This is a genomic window from Mycobacterium sp. (assembly GCF_039583805.1).
Lineage (GTDB): Bacteria > Actinomycetota > Actinomycetes > Mycobacteriales > Mycobacteriaceae > Mycobacterium.
Genome location: NZ_JAVKSH010000012.1, coordinates 26440 through 42190 on the forward strand (window position 1 = coordinate 26440; position 15751 = coordinate 42190).

Sequence of the window (15751 nt, forward strand, 5' to 3'; positions counted from 1 at the left end):
CCAGGACGCAGACCGGCGGGAGCCGGCGGTGAGAGCACGCGGGATCACCATGACCGGGCCCTGGGGTCCGGTGTACGGGCCGATCGACCTCGACGTCGACGTCGGCGGTGTGACGGTGCTGCGCGGTCCACCCGGATCCGGGCGGACCGCTTTGTTGGCGACCTTGGCCGGGCGGATGAAACCGTCGGGCGGGACGGTGACCGTGCTCGGCCGCACCCGGGCCACCGACATCTTCGCGGTCGCCGCGCTCGCCGGGATCGACGAGCTGGACAGCACCGCCGAGTCGGTCACGGTGCGAGACGTGATCACCGAGCAGCGATGCTGGGATGCGCCGTGGTACCGGCGGATTCCGCGAGCCGGCGACGACGACGTGGCGGCCGTGTGTGCCCCTGTGTTCGGCGACCTGCCGCCGCCCCGGTGCGACGACTTCGTCGAGGAGCTCCCGCAACTCGACGGTCTGCTGTTGCGTATTGCCGTCGCCAACACCGGGCGTCCGCCGCTGCTCGTCGTCGGAAGCGTCGACCAGGTGGACAGCGACACCGACCGGGACATCCTCATGCGCCGCCTCGTCGAGCTCGGCCGGCACCAGACCGTGCTCACCGCGTCGGTGAATCCGGTGCCCGCTGAGCTGGGTGTGCGGGCCGAGATCGCCGTGCACCGATGTGCCGGCAGGGAGCCGGTGGTCCACGCACAGATCCACGACCAGATCCACGAACAGATCCACGAACAGGGAGGTGGCAGCGAACCGTGCTAGCCGGATTGTCTCTTGGCACCGACGTCAGGCGGTATTTCCGCGGGACACTCCCCCGCATCGCCCTCATCACCGTCATCGTGCTGCCGCTGCTGTACGGCGCGATGTACCTGTGGGCGTTCTGGAATCCGTTCGCCGAAGTGGACAGGGTGCCGGTGGCCCTGGTCAATCTGGATCGGGGTGCGATTGTCGACGGCCGCGACCTGCGCGCCGGCGACCAGGTCGCCGACGCTCTGCTCACCTCGGGAGAACTGGATCTGACGCCGATGTCGGCCGACCAGGCCGCCGACAGCGTTGCCCACGGGCGTCAGTACTTTTCCATCACCTTGCCCGAGGACTTCAGTGCCGCCATCGCGTCGCCGTCCGGCGCGCAGCCCCGCCAGGCCCGGATCCGCTTCACCTTCAACGACGCCAACAACTACCTCGCTTCGATCATTGGTCAGAACACCGCGCGTGAGGTGCTCAACCAGGTCGGCGCGAGGATCGGCCAGAAGGTCGTCGGCCAGGTGCTGATCGGGGTGAGCGAGGCCGGTGACGGGTTGCGCAAGGCCGCTGCCGGCGCCGGCCAGCTGGCCGCCGGCTCCGATGCGGCCAACGCTGGTGCGCACGAGCTGGTCGGCGGCTCACGCACGTTGGCCGACAACATGATTGCCGCACGCGAGGGTGCGACCGCTCTGGCGGCCGGCAGCAGCCGGCTGTCGTCGGCGATCACCACCGCCACCGATCCCGTCATCACGGTCCTGGACAGGATCGCGATGCTGCGGCTGGACCCCGACCAGGTGGGCGAAACGGCAACCCGGCTGAGCCAGGTCGTGGAAACCGCCGCCGACCGCGTGGCCGCACTCAACATCGACCATGCGCAGGCCGCCGCAATCGTCGATCAGGTCGTCGACGGATTGGGCGCCAGCGCCGATCCCACCGCTCGGAACCTGGGCGACGTGTTGGCCGGCGCGCGGCGGATCCTGCAGAGCGAGGGCGCCGATCTGACCACCGATGAGGGCTTGGACCGACTGCGCGACCGTGCCCACCAGTTCGCCGCCGAGCTGGGCGATCCGGACAGCCAACTGCGGGTGTTTCTCACCCGGCTGCTCGACGGGGCACTGAAATCCGACATCGTCACGTTGCGCAACGGCGCGGCCGAGTTGACCGTCGGAGCGCGGAAGCTCAGCACGGGGCTCACCCAGCTGACCGACGGCAGCGTCCGGCTGGCCGACGGCGCGGCGGCCCTGTCGGCCGGCACCGCGAAACTGCATGACGGTGCTCGCGAGCTGGCCGCCAAGCTCGACGAGGGTGCCAAGCAGGCGCCGTCCTGGACCGGCCGGCAGCGCGACGAGGAGGCGACGGTGCTGGCTTCCCCGGTCCGGCTCGACATGCGGTTCATGAATCAGGCCGCGACGTTCGGCACCGGGTTCGCGCCGTTCTTCCTGCCGTTGGCGTTGTTCATCGGCGCGCTGATCATCTGGATGTTGTTGACGCCGTTGCAAGCTCGCCCGATCACCAACGGGCTCGGCGCGCTGCGGGTGGTCGTGGCGTCCTACTGGCCGGGCCTGCTGGTGGCGGCCTGCCAGGTGTTGGTGATGTATGCCGTCGTGCATGTCGGTGTCGGTCTGCACCCCCGGCATGCGGCGGCGACGGTCGCCTTCCTGCTGCTGATCGTCGCTGTTTTCCTGGCCTTGATCCAGGCGTTCAACGCGGTGTTCGGAGTGGCGGTGGGCCGGGTGATCACGCTGGCGTTCCTGATGTTCCAGCTGGTGTCGGCGGGCGGCATCTACCCGGTGGAAACCACCGCGAAACCGTTCCAGATCCTGCACCCGCTCGATCCGATGACTTATGCGGTCAACGGCTTACGCGAGGTGATCGTCGGCGGGGTCGACGCCCGGCTGGGGATCGCCGTCACGGTGCTCGGCGGTGTGCTGGCGGCATCGCTGGCGGCCAGCGCATGGGCGGCCCGGCGCAACCGGCAGTACACCATGGACCGGCTCTACCCGCCGATCGAGGTGTGACGGCGACCGCGGTCAGCCGGTGACGCCGGTGTCCGACGGCACCCCGCCGGCGACGATCGGGAAGCCGCCGCCCGTGAGCTGTCCGATCTGCCGCCCGTGCCCGGTGCACAACATGGGATAGCCGTCGGGCGACTGCGCCGCAGCGCCCCGCGGGTCCGGGCACGGCGCGTCGACCGGCTGGATGCCGTACCACGGATAGGAGATGACGCTGTCGCCCGATTGCGCGGCCGGGAACTGGCTGACGATGAAATGACACACTTCGGCATGGCCGTTCGGGCCGCGGCCGAAGATGAACTGCGCGTAGTTGTCGCATGGCGCACCCTGCGAGGCGTCGTAGTTCATCCCCGGCACGTCACCGTCGTAGTGGTTCGGGTCGGCGGCGGCACCCGGCGCCCACCCGACTGCGCCCGGCGAGCTGGACCACAGCGAAACGAGTGTGGTGTGCACTCCAGGACGTTTCGACGTTTTGACCTGTGCTGGTCGGCAGCCCGCCGCAATCCAACGAGAACACGTTCCATTTCCGCTGTCGCAATGATTTACTGGGCCGGATGACGCCGTAGTCAAGGGGTGCACCGATGACGACTCCGAATATCCCCGCCGGGTTCGATTTCACCGACCCCGACATCTACATCGAACGACTGCCGGTGGACGAACTGGCCGAGATGCGTCGCGTCGCGCCGATCTGGTGGAACGAGCAGCCGCTGGGCCAGGGCGGGTTCGACGACGGCGGCTTCTGGGTGGTCACCAAGCACAAGGACGTCAAGGAGATCTCGCTGCGCAGCGACGTCTTCTCCAGCCTGCAGAAGACCGCCATACCGCGGTACCGCGACGGCACGGTCGCCGAGCACATCGAGCGTGGCAAGTTCGTGCTGCTCAACATGGACGCGCCGCAGCACACCCGGCTGCGCAAGATCGTCTCGCGGGCTTTCACGCCGCGGGCGGTCGAGCGGCTGCGCGACGAGCTGGGTGAGCGGGCCCAGCGCATCGTCGCGGCCGCGGCGGCCGAGGGTGGCGGCGACTTCGTCGAACAGGTGTCCTGCGAGCTGCCGTTACAGGCCATCGCCGCGCTGATGGGCGTCCCGCAGGAAGACCGCAGGAAGCTGTTCGATTGGTCGAATCAGATGGTCGGCGACCAGGACCCGGAGTTCGCCGGCAACGACGCCATCACCGCGTCGATCGAACTGATCATGTACGGCATGCAGATGGCCGCCGAGAAGGCGAAAAATCCCGGCGAGGACTTGGTGACCGCGCTGGTCCAGGCCGACGTCGACGGGCACAAGCTCTCCGAGGACGAGTTCGGGTTCTTCGTCATCCTGTTGGCGGTCGCGGGCAACGAGACCACCCGCAACTCCATCACCCAGGGCATGATGGCGTTCACCGACTTCCCCGACCAGTGGGAGCTCTACAAGAAGGAGCGTCCGGTCACCGCCGCCGACGAGATCGTGCGGTGGGCCACCCCGGTCACGTCGTTCCAGCGCACCGCGTTGCGCGACTACGACCTGTCCGGTGTGCACATCAAGGAGGGCCAGCGGGTGGTGATGTTCTACCGCTCGGCCAACTTCGACGAGGACGTCTTCGAGGACCCGTTCACCTTCAACATCTTCCGCAATCCCAACCCGCACGTCGGTTTCGGCGGCACCGGCGCGCACTACTGCATGGGCGCGAACCTGGCGAGGATGACGATCGACCTGATGTTCAACGCGATCGCCGACCACATGCCCGATCTCACGTCGGCGGGTCGACCCGAGCGGTTGCGGTCGGGATGGCTCAACGGCATCAAGCACTGGCAGGTCGACTACCACGCCACCGCACCGGCTCAATGCCCGGTGGACCATCGGGACTGAATCGCCATGACCACCCATCAAGCGGTCCGGGTGCAGACCCCGGGCGGAGCGTTGGAGGTTGTCGACGCCGACACCGTTCCGCCGGGTCGTGACGAGGTACGCCTGGATGTGTCTGCGTGCGGGGTCTGCGGCACCGACCGCGCGGTGGTCAACGGCGGCTTTCCGGACATGTCCTGGCCGATCACACCCGGCCATGAGATCGCCGGCACTGTCGCCGACATCGGTTCGGGCGTAACTGGTTTCGCGGTCGGCGATCGGGTCGCAGTCGGGTGGTTCGGCGGGCACTGCAACCACTGCACACCGTGCCGCACAGGCATCTTCATCCACTGCGAGAACCTGAGGGTGCCCAGCCTGCACTACCCGGGAGGCTATGCGGAGTCGGTGACGGTGCCGGCTAACGCGCTGGCCCGGATACCGTCCGAGCTGTCCTTCGCCGAAGCGGCCCCGATGGGTTGCGCCGGGGTGACCACCTATAACGGGCTCCGCCACACCAGGGCCCGGCCGGGTGACCGGGTGGCTGTCCTCGGCGTCGGCGGCCTCGGGCATCTGGGGGTGCAGTTCTGCCGGGCGATGGGATTCGAGACCATTGCGATCGCCCGCGGCGCCGCCAAGGCCGGCGACGCACAGCGGTTAGGCGCCCACCACTACATCGATTACACCAAAAGCGATGTCGCCCAAGCTATCCGCGAACTGGGCGGGGTGTCGGCCATCCTGGCGACGGCCGGCAACTCCAAAGCCATGGCGGACACGGTGGGTGGGTTGCTCCCCCGCGGCGAACTCGTCGTGGTGGGAGTGACCGGCGAACCGCTGCCGATCAGCCCGATGCAGCTGATCGGCCCGGGAGTGAGCGTGAGGGGTCATCCCTCCGGCACCGCGCGCGACGTCGAAGAAACCATGCGCTTCGCGGTGCTGTCCGGTGTGCGGGCCTGGGCCGAAGGACGCCCTCTCGGCGAGGCCGCCGACGCCTACGCGGCGATGGAGCAGGGCCGCCCGCGGTATCGCATGGTGCTCACCGTGTCACCCGCCCGGTAACCCGCCCGCCGCGTCGACCACCGTGGCCGGAAGTATTGAGCTGCACCGACGCGATGCGCAACAATGATGGCCCTCGTCGATCGAGCCGAACGGCCGAAAGGAGTCGCCGACCATGTCAGCCGAACCTGCCCTCCGTTATCCCGTTCGCGTCCGGGCCGACCTCGATCCCGCGTTGTCGCGCTGGCGGTGGCTGGTGAAGTGGATTCTGGCCATCCCGCACTACGTCGTCCTGCTCGTCCTGCACGTCGGCGTCGTCGTGGTCACGGTGATCGCGTTCTTTGCGATCCTGTTCACCGGCAGATACCCGCGCCCGCTGTTCGACTTCAGGCTCGGGGTCATGCGATGGCGATGGCGGGTCGCGTTCTATGCGCTGATCGCCCTGGGCACCGACAAGTATCCGCCGTTCAGCTTGAAGCCGAACGCCGAGTATCCAGCCGACCTCGAAGTCGACTATCCCGAGCGGCTGAGCCGGGGTCTGGTGCTGATCAAATGGTGGCTACTGGCGATCCCGCACTTTTTGATACTGCTGGTGTTCTTCACCGCGGGCTGGCGGTTTTTCGCGATCGACCCAGACGAATCCGTCGGCTACGACGTACCGCCGCTGATCGTGATCCTGCTGTTGATCGCCATGGTGGGCTTGCTGTTCACGGGGCGCTATCCGAAAGGGTTGTACGACTTCGTGATCGGCATCAACCGGTGGGCGATCAGGGTGCGCGCCTACACCACTCTGATGCGCGACGAGTACCCGCCGCTCCGACTCGACACCGGTCCGCGAGAACCGGAACAGGCGACGACGGCCGAATCCTGAAGCCGCCGGCAGCACACGCGATGTGGTTGTCGCCCAACGTGTTCCAGATGAGGGGGAGGCGTTACGGTGCCGGCGCCTCGTCGTCGGGCGATGGCGCTGGTTCCGGCGCCGCGCCGTCGACATGGCCGCGCATCCGTTCGAGGACCCTGACCAGCATCGGATGCGGGTTGGGCACTGCGGGCGGAGCCACAGCTGTGTGGACGACCTGCCTGGCAGGCACGGGTGGCCGCTCGGGAACCAGCCGCGGACCCAACGCCAGCGACAGCGACGCCACGAAGGTGACGGCGCCGGCAACCAGCATGGTCATCGCTCCCGCGAACGAACGTGACCGAGCCCGCGCCGGGTCGGGGCGCGGGGCGTCCAGGGAGTCGACGACGTCGCGGTCGGGGAATCCGGCGCACCGGGCCGACGCCAGGGCCGCGCCCCGGGCCAGCACCGACTGCATCCCGGCTTGGGTGAACACCTTCGCCGGCAGCGCGCTTTCGAGCTGCCACGTCAGCGCATCCAGGTCGTCACCGGCGCCGACGGCCACCACCGCGGTGGGGAGCCACGAGCTCTTGTCGAACATCTCGGTAAGCCAGTCCAGCTGCCGGCCGGCACCGCCGTGCACCTGCTTGACGGCGGTGTGGGGGCCGCTGTCGCCGTCGTCCACCATCACGATCGTCGCCGGCTCGCCGTCCAGGAGGCATACGGCGACCTTCTCGTGGCCCACCACCGGGGCCATCCCCTCGGCGAGCAACTCGGCAGCGCGCAGCCAGCGGATGGGGACGACGTTGTCGAACCCTGCGTCGGCAAGCGACTCGGTGAGCAGCGCGGCCTCGGCGGCTGCGTCGTCGCTCCAGGTGAGCGCGATCAGGCGAATCACCTGTTCGCGCTCGGCGGCCGCCTGCCGGGCCCGCAGCACCGCCTCGGTCGCGGACGCGGCCGTGTTCGCGGCGGCCAGCCCGCCGCCGAAGCGCACCTCGAAATCGTCGTAATCGAGGATGGCACCGTCGGCGTCGCGTCGGTCGACGAGGACCCAGCCGACCGCTGTGGGTGTCAGCGACAGTCCCAGTACCATGTCCAAATTCGCACCTCGGTGTATCGATCCGACGTCAGTCTTCCGCCGCGCCGGCGCCGACCGGTGTCGGCGTGGTCTTCGTCTGTCAGCCTTGAGGCAGCCTACGTGTGCGCCCCGACCGCAGCCGGTCGGGCATCAGCAACCCGACCGGACATTGGCAACACTGTACGGGCCCGACGGCGCTCGGCGCACCTTCGTCGGCGTCGGCTGCCGGCGACGTCCGCATCCCACCCGCCGGCGCAGCGTAGCCACGGGCGCCGGCCCACCGCCGATATGACGCTCGGTGCGCAGGTGGCGGCGGTCGATGCGGAATCGCGACACCTTTGCGTCCTGATCGACATATCGGGTACCACACGGTAAATTCGGCCGGGGCGGGCACACGACGGACCGAGACAAGCCTATGACAAGGGGTTCAGGTATGACAGACGTGAGCACGAAGATGCGTGGCTGGGCGCGGCGGCTGAGCATCGCCGCACTCGCAGCCGCCGCGCTGCCGGGCCTGGTCGGCCTTGCCGGCGGATCCGCGCCTGCTCAGGCCTTCTCCCGGCCCGGGCTGCCGGTCGACTACCTGCAAGTTCCGTCCCCGTCGATGGGCCGCGACATCAAAGTGCAGTTCCAAAGCGGCGGGCCCAACTCGCCGGCCGTCTATCTGCTCGACGGCCTGCGGGCCCAGGACGACTACAGCGGCTGGGACATCAACACCGAGGCGTTCGAGTGGTACTACCAGTCGGGGCTGTCGGTGGTCATGCCGGTCGGCGGCCAGTCCAGCTTCTACACCAACTGGTACGCGCCGGCGTGCGGCAAGGCGGGCTGCCAGACCTACAAGTGGGAGACCTTCCTGACCAGTGAGCTGCCGTCGTACCTGGCCGCCAACCAGAACGTCAAGTCGACCGGCAGCGCGGCGGTGGGCCTGTCGATGTCGGGTTCCTCGGCGATGGTCCTGGCGATCTACCACCCCCAGCAGTTCATCTACGCAGGCTCGCTGTCGGCCTTGCTGGACCCCTCCCAGGGGATGGGGCCGCAGCTGATCGGCCTGGCGATGGGCGACGCCGGCGGGTACAAGCCGCAGGACATGTGGGGCCCGCCGGACGACCCGGCGTGGCAGCGCAACGACCCGTCGCTGCACATCCCGGAGCTGGTCGCCAACAACACCCGGTTGTGGGTCTACGTCGGTAACGGCACGCCAAACGAGCTGGGCGGGGCCAATATCCCGGCCGAGTTCCTAGAGAACTTCGTGCGCAGCAGCAACATCAAGTTCGAGGACGCCTACAACGCCGCGGGCGGACACAACGCGGTGTTCAACTTCCCGCCCAACGGCACGCACAGCTGGGAGTACTGGGGTTCTCAGCTGCAGGCCATGAAGCCCGATCTGCAGAGCACGCTGGGCGCCAGCGGGTCGGGCGGCTGATCGGGGTCAGCCACCCCGGCGCCGCCCCCTCACGCCGGACGAGAATCCCGCAATTCGGTGTTTCCGGCCGCCGGCCGCTCCGCGGCGTGCTTGGATCGGGTCATGCAAGGCTCGGCGACTGTTCACATGGCGGCACCCGCGGACAAGATCTGGAACCTGATCGCGGACATCCGCAACACCGGACGGTTCTCCCCGGAAACCTTCGAAGCCGAATGGCTGGACGGGGCCACCGGCCCAGCGCTCGGCGCGCGGTTCCGCGGCCACGTCCGTCGCAACGAGATCGGTCCGGTGTACTGGACGACGTGTCGCGTCACGGCGTGCGAACCCGGCCGCGAGTTCGGCTTTGAGGTGCTGGCCGGCAACCGGCCGGTCAACAACTGGCACTACCTGCTGACGCCGGCCGACGGCGGCACTGACGTCACCGAATCGTTTAGGATGGCCTCGTCGCCGGTGACCGCGCTGTATTACTGGATGTTCGGCGGGTTCCTGCGTCAGCGGCGCAACATTCGCGACATGACCCGAACGTTGCAGCGCATCAAAGAGGTCGTCGAGGCCTGAGACCCGCCGGCGGCCGGCACACCGGCGGAAAGGTCGCGGTGAAGCAGAGAGTTCACTGGCTGACACTGCACCGTTTGGTCCGCGCGCTGGCGTGGCTGGGTGCCAGACGCGGTGATCCGCAGGCCCGGATGATCGCCGACCCGGCCGTCGCGGCCGACCCGGTGTCCTTCTGCGACGAACTGCGGCCCCTGGGCCCGTTGATCCGCTGCCGCGTCGCCTATCTCGCCGTCGGCCACGCCGTCGCTCAAGACGTGCTGCGCTCGGACGACTTTCGGGTGCTGTCGCTGGGCGCCAACCTGCCCGGGCCCATACGGTGGCTGGAACGGCGGACCCGGGACGCGCTGCCGCATCCGCTGCTGCCGCCGTCGTTGCTGGCCGTCGAGCCGCCCGACCACACCCGCTACCGCAAGAGCGTGTCCTCGGTGTTCACGCCGCGCGCCGTCGCAGCGCTGCGCGATCGGGTCGAGGAGACCGCCGACGCACTGTTGACCGAGTTGGACGGTGAATCCGGTGTCATCGACATCGTCGACCGGTACTGTTCGCAGCTTCCTGTCGCGGTGATCAGCGACATCCTCGGGGTTCCGGCGCGGGACCGTGGCCGCATCCTTGCGTTCGGCGAACTGGCCGCCGCCAGCCTCGACATCGGCCTGACATGGCCGCAGTACCGGCGTGTCCACCAGGCCATCGCCGATTTCAACGCCTGGCTGACACAGCACCTGCGGAAGTTGCGGCGGACGCCGGGAGACGATCTGCTGAGTCAGCTCATCCAGAGCGCCGACAGCGGTTCTCCCGAAAGCTACCTGGACGAATCCGAACTGCAGGGCATCGCCGGCCTGGTGTTGATCGCGGGGTTCGAAACCACGGTGAACCTGCTGGGCAACGGGATCCACATGCTGATGACTGCGCCCGACCAGCTGCAGACACTTCAGCAACGACCACACCTGTGGCCCAACGCCGTCGAGGAGATCCTGCGTCTGGAGTCGCCGGTTCAGTTGACCGCCCGAGCGGCACTGCGCGGCACCGAGATCGCCGGCACCCGTATCGCGGCGGGCGAGATGGTCGTGGCGTACCTGGCCGCGGCGAACCGCGACCCGGCCGTATTCGCCGACCCGCACCGCTTCGACATCCAACGCGCCAACGCCGGCCGGCACCTCTCGTTCTCCGGCGGCCGGCACTTCTGCCTCGGCGCTGCATTGGCCCGCGCCGAAGGCGAGGTGGGGCTGCGGACGTTCTTCGATCGCTTCCCCGGCGCGCGGCCGGCGGCTGCCGGAGCCCGGCGCGACACCCGGGTGCTGCACGGCTGGTCGGCGCTGCCGGTGGCGCTGGGTCCGGCGCGGTCGCTGGCCACCCGGTGACCGCTCAGGTCAGGGTGTCCGGATCGGCCGGCGGGATCACGATGTGCGACGGCGTCGCGCCGCCGTGGTGTGTGGACCCGGTAGCTGCCGCCGATTCGGGCCCGGCGCGGCAGGGCCGTTTCCGGTGCTGTTGTCGATGACGCCGTACGGCAAGAAAGCCCCGCCGCCCGCCCCAGTGTGTGCGACACCGATGGTCCGGCGGGCCTCTGGACCGCCGGTGACCGGAGGAGGCCAATCGCCGGTGGCCAGAGCAGGGCCGGGCACACGCCCGGTCGTGCTCAGTTCAGACAGTCGTTTGCTCGTCGGTGCCCGCGCGGCGTCGGATCGCGATCATCACCAACTTCACTGCCACCAGGACCAGATGGCTTACCACCCAGATGACGCAGATGACCAGACCGACGGTGACCAGCAGGTTCAGCGCAAACAGGACGCGCTTCTCGCGGATCAGCCGGTCAATCCATGACAGGAAGAGGCCGGCGGCAATCTCCATGAGCAGCAGATCCCGCAGCCATAGCAGGCGACTCTTCGTGCTTGCCTTCACCGTTCTCTCCTCCTCCTCGTAGCTTACGTAGCCACGCCCGACACCAGGGCTTCCTGCCGGGCAGAGAGCCGGCGGGTCCCGGCGTCCAGGGCGGCGCGAAGGGGGGACGGGCTGACTCGACCGGTTCGTTTCGCCCCGGCGTTGCGGCTCGCTCGCAGCGTTGCCATCCCACCGTCTTGACGGACTCTCACCTACGTGACATCTCTGATGGCTGAAGCCAGCAGCTTCATGACCTTCACTCAGCCTCAGATTCTTCTCTGCGGTGCGTCTCCCGACGCCGCACGACGGGCCAGTCCGACCCTGATGAGGACGGTAGCAGTGGGCAACGACAAGATCCGCCGCCACGCGGCGGAAGTCCCGATTCCCCCGACAGCTCAAGCCGCCGGTCCCCTCGGGACGCACTGATGGACTCTCGGTATCCGCTACCGGGTGGAAGATTAACCCAGCGTCCGATCAATCCCGCTGGACCACAATGCCGCGCCGAGATGGCGCGCCGCCGCGGTCGCGCCACACGGGCGGGCGTCAACGTGTTTGGGCGAACCGACCTTCGGCGGGCCGCAGGGTCGGCGCCGGCCCCGTTGAGTGTGTGCGCGAACCCGGTCTGGTCCCCCGCCGTCAGCATCACACGCTCCAGGCCATCCGGAACCTGTCGGTCAGTTCGCCGGCGTCCAGGCCGGCGTACCGCTGGTGTTCCAGGTTGCGCACCGCCACCACCACGTCCACCGCCGAGTCGCCGAGAATCGATCGGAGACGGCGTGAACCGTCAAGTGCGGCAACGGCTTCCGCCTGAACGCCGGACAGGCGCACGATGCCGTGCCGCTGGCTTTCCGCATCGGAGAAGCCCGCGGGGTCGCGCGTCGTCTCCGGCGGCAGTACCGCCTTCTGCGCGATGCCCTCCAGAGCCAGCCCGAGGATCGCCGCGGACGCCAGGTAGGGGTTGGCGGACGGGTCGACCACCTTGACCTCGACGTTGCTGCCGCGCGGATCATCGGGGCCGCCGCGCACGAACCGCACTGCCGCTTCCCGGTTCTCGGTACCCCAGCACGCGTACGCTCCGGACCAGTTTCCGGGGCGGATGCGCAACCCGGACACGATCGACCCGCACAGGATGCCCTGCGCCTCCGGCAGCCCGCGCACCACACCCGCCACCGCACTGGCGCCCGCCGGTGTCATGCCGCCGGGCTCCGGGCCGCCCGATAACAGCGGGCCGTCTGAGGTCGTCAAGGAGAAATGTTGGTGCGCGCCGGATCCCACGGCGCCGGCGAAGGGTACCGGCGACAGGCTGACCCGCAGCCCGTAGCTGCGCGCCACCCGGCCGATGATGATCCGGGTCAGCACCAGCTGGTCGGCGGCGGCCACCGGCGCCCGGGGCGCCAGCGAGATCTCGAACTGGTTCGCCCCGCACTCGGGATGGACCTGCTCGATGCCGACGCCGGCGGCGGCGGCAGCGGCGGTGACGTCACGCAGGAACGCCTCGTGCTCGAGGACGCCGGCCAGGCCGTATTGGGCCCACAGCGTCGAAGGCAGCCGGCTGCCGTCGGGATGGACGACCACGAACTCGATTTCGTGACCGACCAGCGCCTCGATCCCGCGCCCGGCGAGCGCGCGCTCGACGCGGCCCAGTGTGCCGCGGGCGCATGCCGAAACCGGTGTGCCGTCCTGCTCGAAGAACCCGGCCGGCGCCCAGGCCAGCCCGTCGCCGATGCTGCGCAACGCCGACAGGTCGATGCGGATGCGCTGATCGCCGACCACGCCGATGGTGTCACTGAACGCGATGTTGTCCCGGTCGATGGCGAAGGCGTGCCACACCAGGCTGGCGCCCAGTCCCGGACAGGCGAACGCGGCGGTTCGGCGGATCGGCGCGATCTTCGCGAGCGTCAGCCCCGCGGGGTTGACCACGGTTCCGACGACGGCGTCGACTCCTTCGGCTTCCAGTTGCGCGATCGTCGCGGCGGCGAGCGGAGTGGGCGTCACGCTGGGCGGTTCATGACCGCGCGGGCACCGTGAACGAGCAGGCCTGGCCGATGTCCAAGGTCCGCAGGACCCGCCCCATGCCCAGCCACAGTGCGCACGACAACGCCAGGTCGGCGAGCAGCTCGTCGGAAAACTGCTCGCCGCATCGCCTCCAGAAATCGTCGTCGTCGCGCAGCGCAGTGTGCGCGGTGGCGAAGCGGTGTGCGAATTCGGCGGCCAGACGTTCCTGCTCGCTGTACCCGGGCCAGGTGCGCCAGTGCAGCACATGGTCGTACAACTCTTCATCGACGCCCTGCGCGGGACCGTCGCCGTCGCGGGTGTTGACGCACACCGCGCATTCGTTGCTATGGGCGATGACCATCCGGGCAACCTCGCGGGTGCGCATCGGCAGCCGGTTGCGGTTGTACACCGTGTTGCTGAACCCGGCGATGGCGCCGCCGAGTTCGGGGGACTTCGTGAACCAGCCGGTCAGGTCGTCGTCGGCGAATGTTCCGATTCGGCTCATGGCGAGATGGTACGCCCGAAGTCGGCAGCGCAAGCCGTTCCGTCACGACACCGGCGAGACGGGGTTGGTCGCCGCGCCGATCGTGCTGCGCGACAATCCGGTGCGCTATTCGGTCGAGTGCCCCGTGAAGCCGGGCCCGGTCAGCCCGGCGCCTCGCCGACCTCGGTCACCCGGGCGGTCTGGTTCGGCATGCCCTAGGTCGTCGGTGGCCGGGCGACGCACTGGGCCGAGTACAGCGCCTCGCCCAGCTTGTCCATCAACTCCAGCTGTGTCTGCAGGTAGTCGATGTGCCCTTCCTCGTCCGCGATGATCTTTTCGAAAACGTTCGCGCTGGTGCTGTCTTGCTTCTCGCGGCACAGGATGATCGCCGGCTTGAGACGGTCGACCACCTCGAATTCGAGCGCCAGGTCACTCTCGAATTGTTCGCGGAGCGTCTGACCCACCCGGAGGGACCCGATGCGCTGGTAGTTGGGCAGGCCGTCGAGCAGCAGTATGCGGTCGGTGACCAGTTCGGCGTGCCGCATCTCGTCGAACGACTCCTCGCGGGTCCGCGCGGCCAGCTCGGTAAAACCCCAGTTCTCTTGCATTTTGGCGTGCAGAAAATACTGGTTGATCGCGGTGAGCTCACTGGTCAGTTGCTCGTTGAGTAAGCGCAAAACGTCGGGATCGCCCTGCATGTGTTGCTCCTCGTATCGGGTCCATCAGGTCGCACACCGCGGTGGACGGGGCCGCACCACCGGGCCGGCGTCAAATCTAATGCAGCCGTTGGCGGACAGCGGCGTTTCACGGGGCGTTTTGAGCGGGTGTCGCACATCCAGAACGGGCAAAGTTAGGTTAGACTCCCTTAACCAAGTTAGGTTAGACTCTGCTAATATTCGGCGTGTGCGGTCTGGAATCGAGTCGGCGGGGATGTCCTGATGTACGTCTGTCTGTGCGTGGGAGCAACCAACCGGACCGTGTCGGACGCCGTCGCATGCGGGGCGTCGAACTGCAAGGAGGTGGCCGCGGCCTGTGGAGCCGGCGCCGACTGCGGACGATGCCGGCACACTCTGCGCGCCATCATCGCGTCCACCAGGCGGTAAGCGCTCAAGCCCTGTCAGGACTCAGCCCCTCACGTCGCGAACGGTGTTCGCAGTACGTAGCGGCTGGTCGGCACGGTGTCGATGTTCTCGTTGGCGCCGAACGCCGATGTGCTGGCGACCATTCGGCCCAGCCGGTGCTGCAGGTCGGCGTCGTCGGCGGCCCCGAAGAACGCCTTCAGGTCGGAGATCGCCCCGGCGGGAAAGAGCTCCTCGACGATGCCCGCGACGGCGGGAGCGCCGGGAGTCAGCGGGCGCACCACCGCGTTCTGGGTGTAGCCGAAGGTCGCCTGGGTTTCGATAGCCACCGGCGTGTGGTCGTGCTGCCAGCGACGCAGCCAGTCCGCCGGATCCAGCGTGGTCGGCCGACGCAATAGCGCAATATTGGCCAAACCAGTTGTACGGCAACCAATGTCAAGTGGAGCCGGCAAAGGGACGGACTCGGTGACCAGGTATGCCGCGAGCCGGTCGCATTCCGCCTGCAGCAGGTCGAGCGCCGCCGTGACCTGATCGCCGTAGCACTGCTGGGTCCACAGGCTCACCACGGCGGCGACCGGTGGGTCCAGCGTCGTCAGCGTCATCAGCGACTGACGCACCGCGCCGTCGCGGACATTGACGGTCAGCCCGGCAACGCCAAGCCCCAGCACGGCGTCGGCGATCGGCCCGCGCTGGCGGGCGCACCACTCGTCGTCGCGGTCGGCCGCCATCAGCACAGCGATCACCTTTTCCATAGCTCAATCCCCCATAGCTCAATCCTCTAGGGCGTGTCTCCCATATTTTTGGGTGTTGACCAGCCAGGATTGGCTGGTGACGCGGATTGGTGTGATTTCTGA

General features: G+C 68.3%; 16 protein-coding genes. 9 read left to right on the forward strand and 7 right to left on the reverse strand.

Annotated elements, in window-relative coordinates; translation table 11 throughout:
* Positions 1 to 49 precede the first annotated feature (49 nt).
* Both ABDW21_RS02825 and ABDW21_RS02830 read left to right on the forward strand, forming a co-directional pair.
* Entirely contained in the window at positions 50 to 754 is a 705-nt protein-coding gene (locus tag ABDW21_RS02825) for an ATP-binding cassette domain-containing protein (RefSeq protein WP_343599279.1), read from the forward strand.
* Positions 748 to 2754, forward strand: a complete 2007-nt coding sequence (locus ABDW21_RS02830; protein WP_343599232.1) for a YhgE/Pip domain-containing protein — start codon at positions 748 to 750, stop codon at positions 2752 to 2754. The genes ABDW21_RS02825 and ABDW21_RS02830 overlap by 7 nt, the downstream gene beginning before the upstream one ends.
* A gap of 12 nt (positions 2755 to 2766) precedes the next feature.
* Here ABDW21_RS02830 and ABDW21_RS02835 read toward each other — a convergent pair whose 3' ends face one another.
* On the reverse strand, positions 2767 to 3201 hold the full coding sequence (locus ABDW21_RS02835) for a hypothetical protein (RefSeq protein WP_343599234.1): 435 nt from the start codon (positions 3199 to 3201) through the stop codon (positions 2767 to 2769).
* A gap of 128 nt (positions 3202 to 3329) precedes the next feature.
* On the opposite strand from ABDW21_RS02835, the gene ABDW21_RS02840 reads away from it, so the two are divergent.
* The 3 genes from ABDW21_RS02840 to ABDW21_RS02850 all read left to right on the forward strand — a co-directional run bounded on the left by ABDW21_RS02840 (position 3330) and on the right by ABDW21_RS02850 (position 6438).
* Positions 3330 to 4598: a cytochrome P450 gene (locus ABDW21_RS02840; protein ID WP_343599236.1), complete on the forward strand. Its 1269-nt coding sequence runs from the start codon at positions 3330 to 3332 to the stop codon at positions 4596 to 4598.
* 6 nt (positions 4599 to 4604) lie between these two features.
* Positions 4605 to 5630: an alcohol dehydrogenase catalytic domain-containing protein gene (locus tag ABDW21_RS02845; protein WP_343599237.1), complete on the forward strand. Its 1026-nt coding sequence runs from the start codon at positions 4605 to 4607 to the stop codon at positions 5628 to 5630.
* 112 nt (positions 5631 to 5742) lie between these two features.
* Entirely contained in the window at positions 5743 to 6438 is a 696-nt protein-coding gene (locus ABDW21_RS02850; protein WP_343599239.1) for a DUF4389 domain-containing protein, read from the forward strand.
* 61 nt (positions 6439 to 6499) lie between these two features.
* Here ABDW21_RS02850 and ABDW21_RS02855 read toward each other — a convergent pair whose 3' ends face one another.
* The gene (locus tag ABDW21_RS02855; protein WP_343599240.1) at positions 6500 to 7504 is read right to left on the reverse strand and encodes a hypothetical protein; all 1005 of its coding nucleotides are present in this window, start codon (positions 7502 to 7504) and stop codon (positions 6500 to 6502) included.
* A 412-nt stretch (positions 7505 to 7916) separates the two neighbouring features.
* On the opposite strand from ABDW21_RS02855, the gene ag85B reads away from it, so the two are divergent.
* From ag85B to ABDW21_RS02870, 3 genes are all read left to right on the forward strand, one after another.
* Positions 7917 to 8906 carry a diacylglycerol acyltransferase/mycolyltransferase Ag85B gene (gene ag85B, locus ABDW21_RS02860; protein ID WP_343599241.1) on the forward strand — a complete coding sequence of 330 codons (990 nt, stop codon included), beginning with the start codon at positions 7917 to 7919 and terminating at the stop codon, positions 8904 to 8906.
* A 102-nt stretch (positions 8907 to 9008) separates the two neighbouring features.
* The gene (locus ABDW21_RS02865) at positions 9009 to 9464 is read left to right on the forward strand and encodes an SRPBCC family protein (protein WP_343599243.1); all 456 of its coding nucleotides are present in this window, start codon (positions 9009 to 9011) and stop codon (positions 9462 to 9464) included.
* Between the two features lie 38 nt (positions 9465 to 9502).
* Positions 9503 to 10819, forward strand: coding sequence for a cytochrome P450 (locus ABDW21_RS02870; protein ID WP_343599245.1), 1317 nt, complete (start codon positions 9503 to 9505; stop codon positions 10817 to 10819).
* Between the two features lie 283 nt (positions 10820 to 11102).
* Here ABDW21_RS02870 and ABDW21_RS02875 read toward each other — a convergent pair whose 3' ends face one another.
* The 4 genes from ABDW21_RS02875 to bfr form a co-directional block, all read right to left on the reverse strand.
* Positions 11103 to 11360, reverse strand: coding sequence for a hypothetical protein (locus tag ABDW21_RS02875; protein WP_343599246.1), 258 nt, complete (start codon positions 11358 to 11360; stop codon positions 11103 to 11105).
* 621 nt (positions 11361 to 11981) lie between these two features.
* Positions 11982 to 13334, reverse strand: coding sequence for a glutamine synthetase family protein (locus ABDW21_RS02880; protein WP_343599247.1), 1353 nt, complete (start codon positions 13332 to 13334; stop codon positions 11982 to 11984).
* A 10-nt stretch (positions 13335 to 13344) separates the two neighbouring features.
* Positions 13345 to 13839 carry a carboxymuconolactone decarboxylase family protein gene (locus ABDW21_RS02885; protein WP_343599249.1) on the reverse strand — a complete coding sequence of 165 codons (495 nt, stop codon included), beginning with the start codon at positions 13837 to 13839 and terminating at the stop codon, positions 13345 to 13347.
* A 194-nt stretch (positions 13840 to 14033) separates the two neighbouring features.
* Positions 14034 to 14516: a bacterioferritin gene (gene bfr / locus ABDW21_RS02890; protein WP_343599251.1), complete on the reverse strand. Its 483-nt coding sequence runs from the start codon at positions 14514 to 14516 to the stop codon at positions 14034 to 14036.
* Between the two features lie 240 nt (positions 14517 to 14756).
* Here bfr and ABDW21_RS02895 point away from each other — a divergent pair, with 240 nt between their 5' ends.
* Positions 14757 to 14921 carry a (2Fe-2S)-binding protein gene (locus ABDW21_RS02895; RefSeq protein WP_343599253.1) on the forward strand — a complete coding sequence of 55 codons (165 nt, stop codon included), beginning with the start codon at positions 14757 to 14759 and terminating at the stop codon, positions 14919 to 14921.
* A 29-nt stretch (positions 14922 to 14950) separates the two neighbouring features.
* On the opposite strand, the gene ABDW21_RS02900 is transcribed toward ABDW21_RS02895, so the two are convergent.
* Complete coding sequence (locus ABDW21_RS02900) at positions 14951 to 15649, reverse strand: EthD domain-containing protein (protein WP_343599255.1); 699 nt, start codon at positions 15647 to 15649, stop codon at positions 14951 to 14953.
* Positions 15650 to 15751: the final 102 nt, after the last annotated feature.

What these genes read in the sequence shown, in the direction of transcription:
- ABDW21_RS02825 (WP_343599279.1), top strand. Translation starts at nt 50, where the DNA reads ATGACCGGGCCCTGGGGTCCGGTGTACGGGCCGATCGACCTCGACGTC.
- ABDW21_RS02840 (WP_343599236.1), top strand. Translation starts at nt 3,330, where the DNA reads ATGACGACTCCGAATATCCCCGCCGGGTTCGATTTCACCGACCCCGAC.
- ABDW21_RS02845 (WP_343599237.1), top strand. Translation starts at nt 4,605, where the DNA reads ATGACCACCCATCAAGCGGTCCGGGTGCAGACCCCGGGCGGAGCGTTG.
- ABDW21_RS02850 (WP_343599239.1), top strand. Translation starts at nt 5,743, where the DNA reads ATGTCAGCCGAACCTGCCCTCCGTTATCCCGTTCGCGTCCGGGCCGAC.
- ag85B (WP_343599241.1), top strand. Translation starts at nt 7,917, where the DNA reads ATGACAGACGTGAGCACGAAGATGCGTGGCTGGGCGCGGCGGCTGAGC.
- ABDW21_RS02865 (WP_343599243.1), top strand. Translation starts at nt 9,009, where the DNA reads ATGCAAGGCTCGGCGACTGTTCACATGGCGGCACCCGCGGACAAGATC.
- ABDW21_RS02885 (WP_343599249.1), bottom strand. Translation starts at nt 13,839, where the DNA reads ATGAGCCGAATCGGAACATTCGCCGACGACGACCTGACCGGCTGGTTC.
- bfr (WP_343599251.1), bottom strand. Translation starts at nt 14,516, where the DNA reads ATGCAGGGCGATCCCGACGTTTTGCGCTTACTCAACGAGCAACTGACC.
- ABDW21_RS02895 (WP_343599253.1), top strand. Translation starts at nt 14,757, where the DNA reads ATGTACGTCTGTCTGTGCGTGGGAGCAACCAACCGGACCGTGTCGGAC.
- ABDW21_RS02900 (WP_343599255.1), bottom strand. Translation starts at nt 15,649, where the DNA reads ATGGAAAAGGTGATCGCTGTGCTGATGGCGGCCGACCGCGACGACGAG.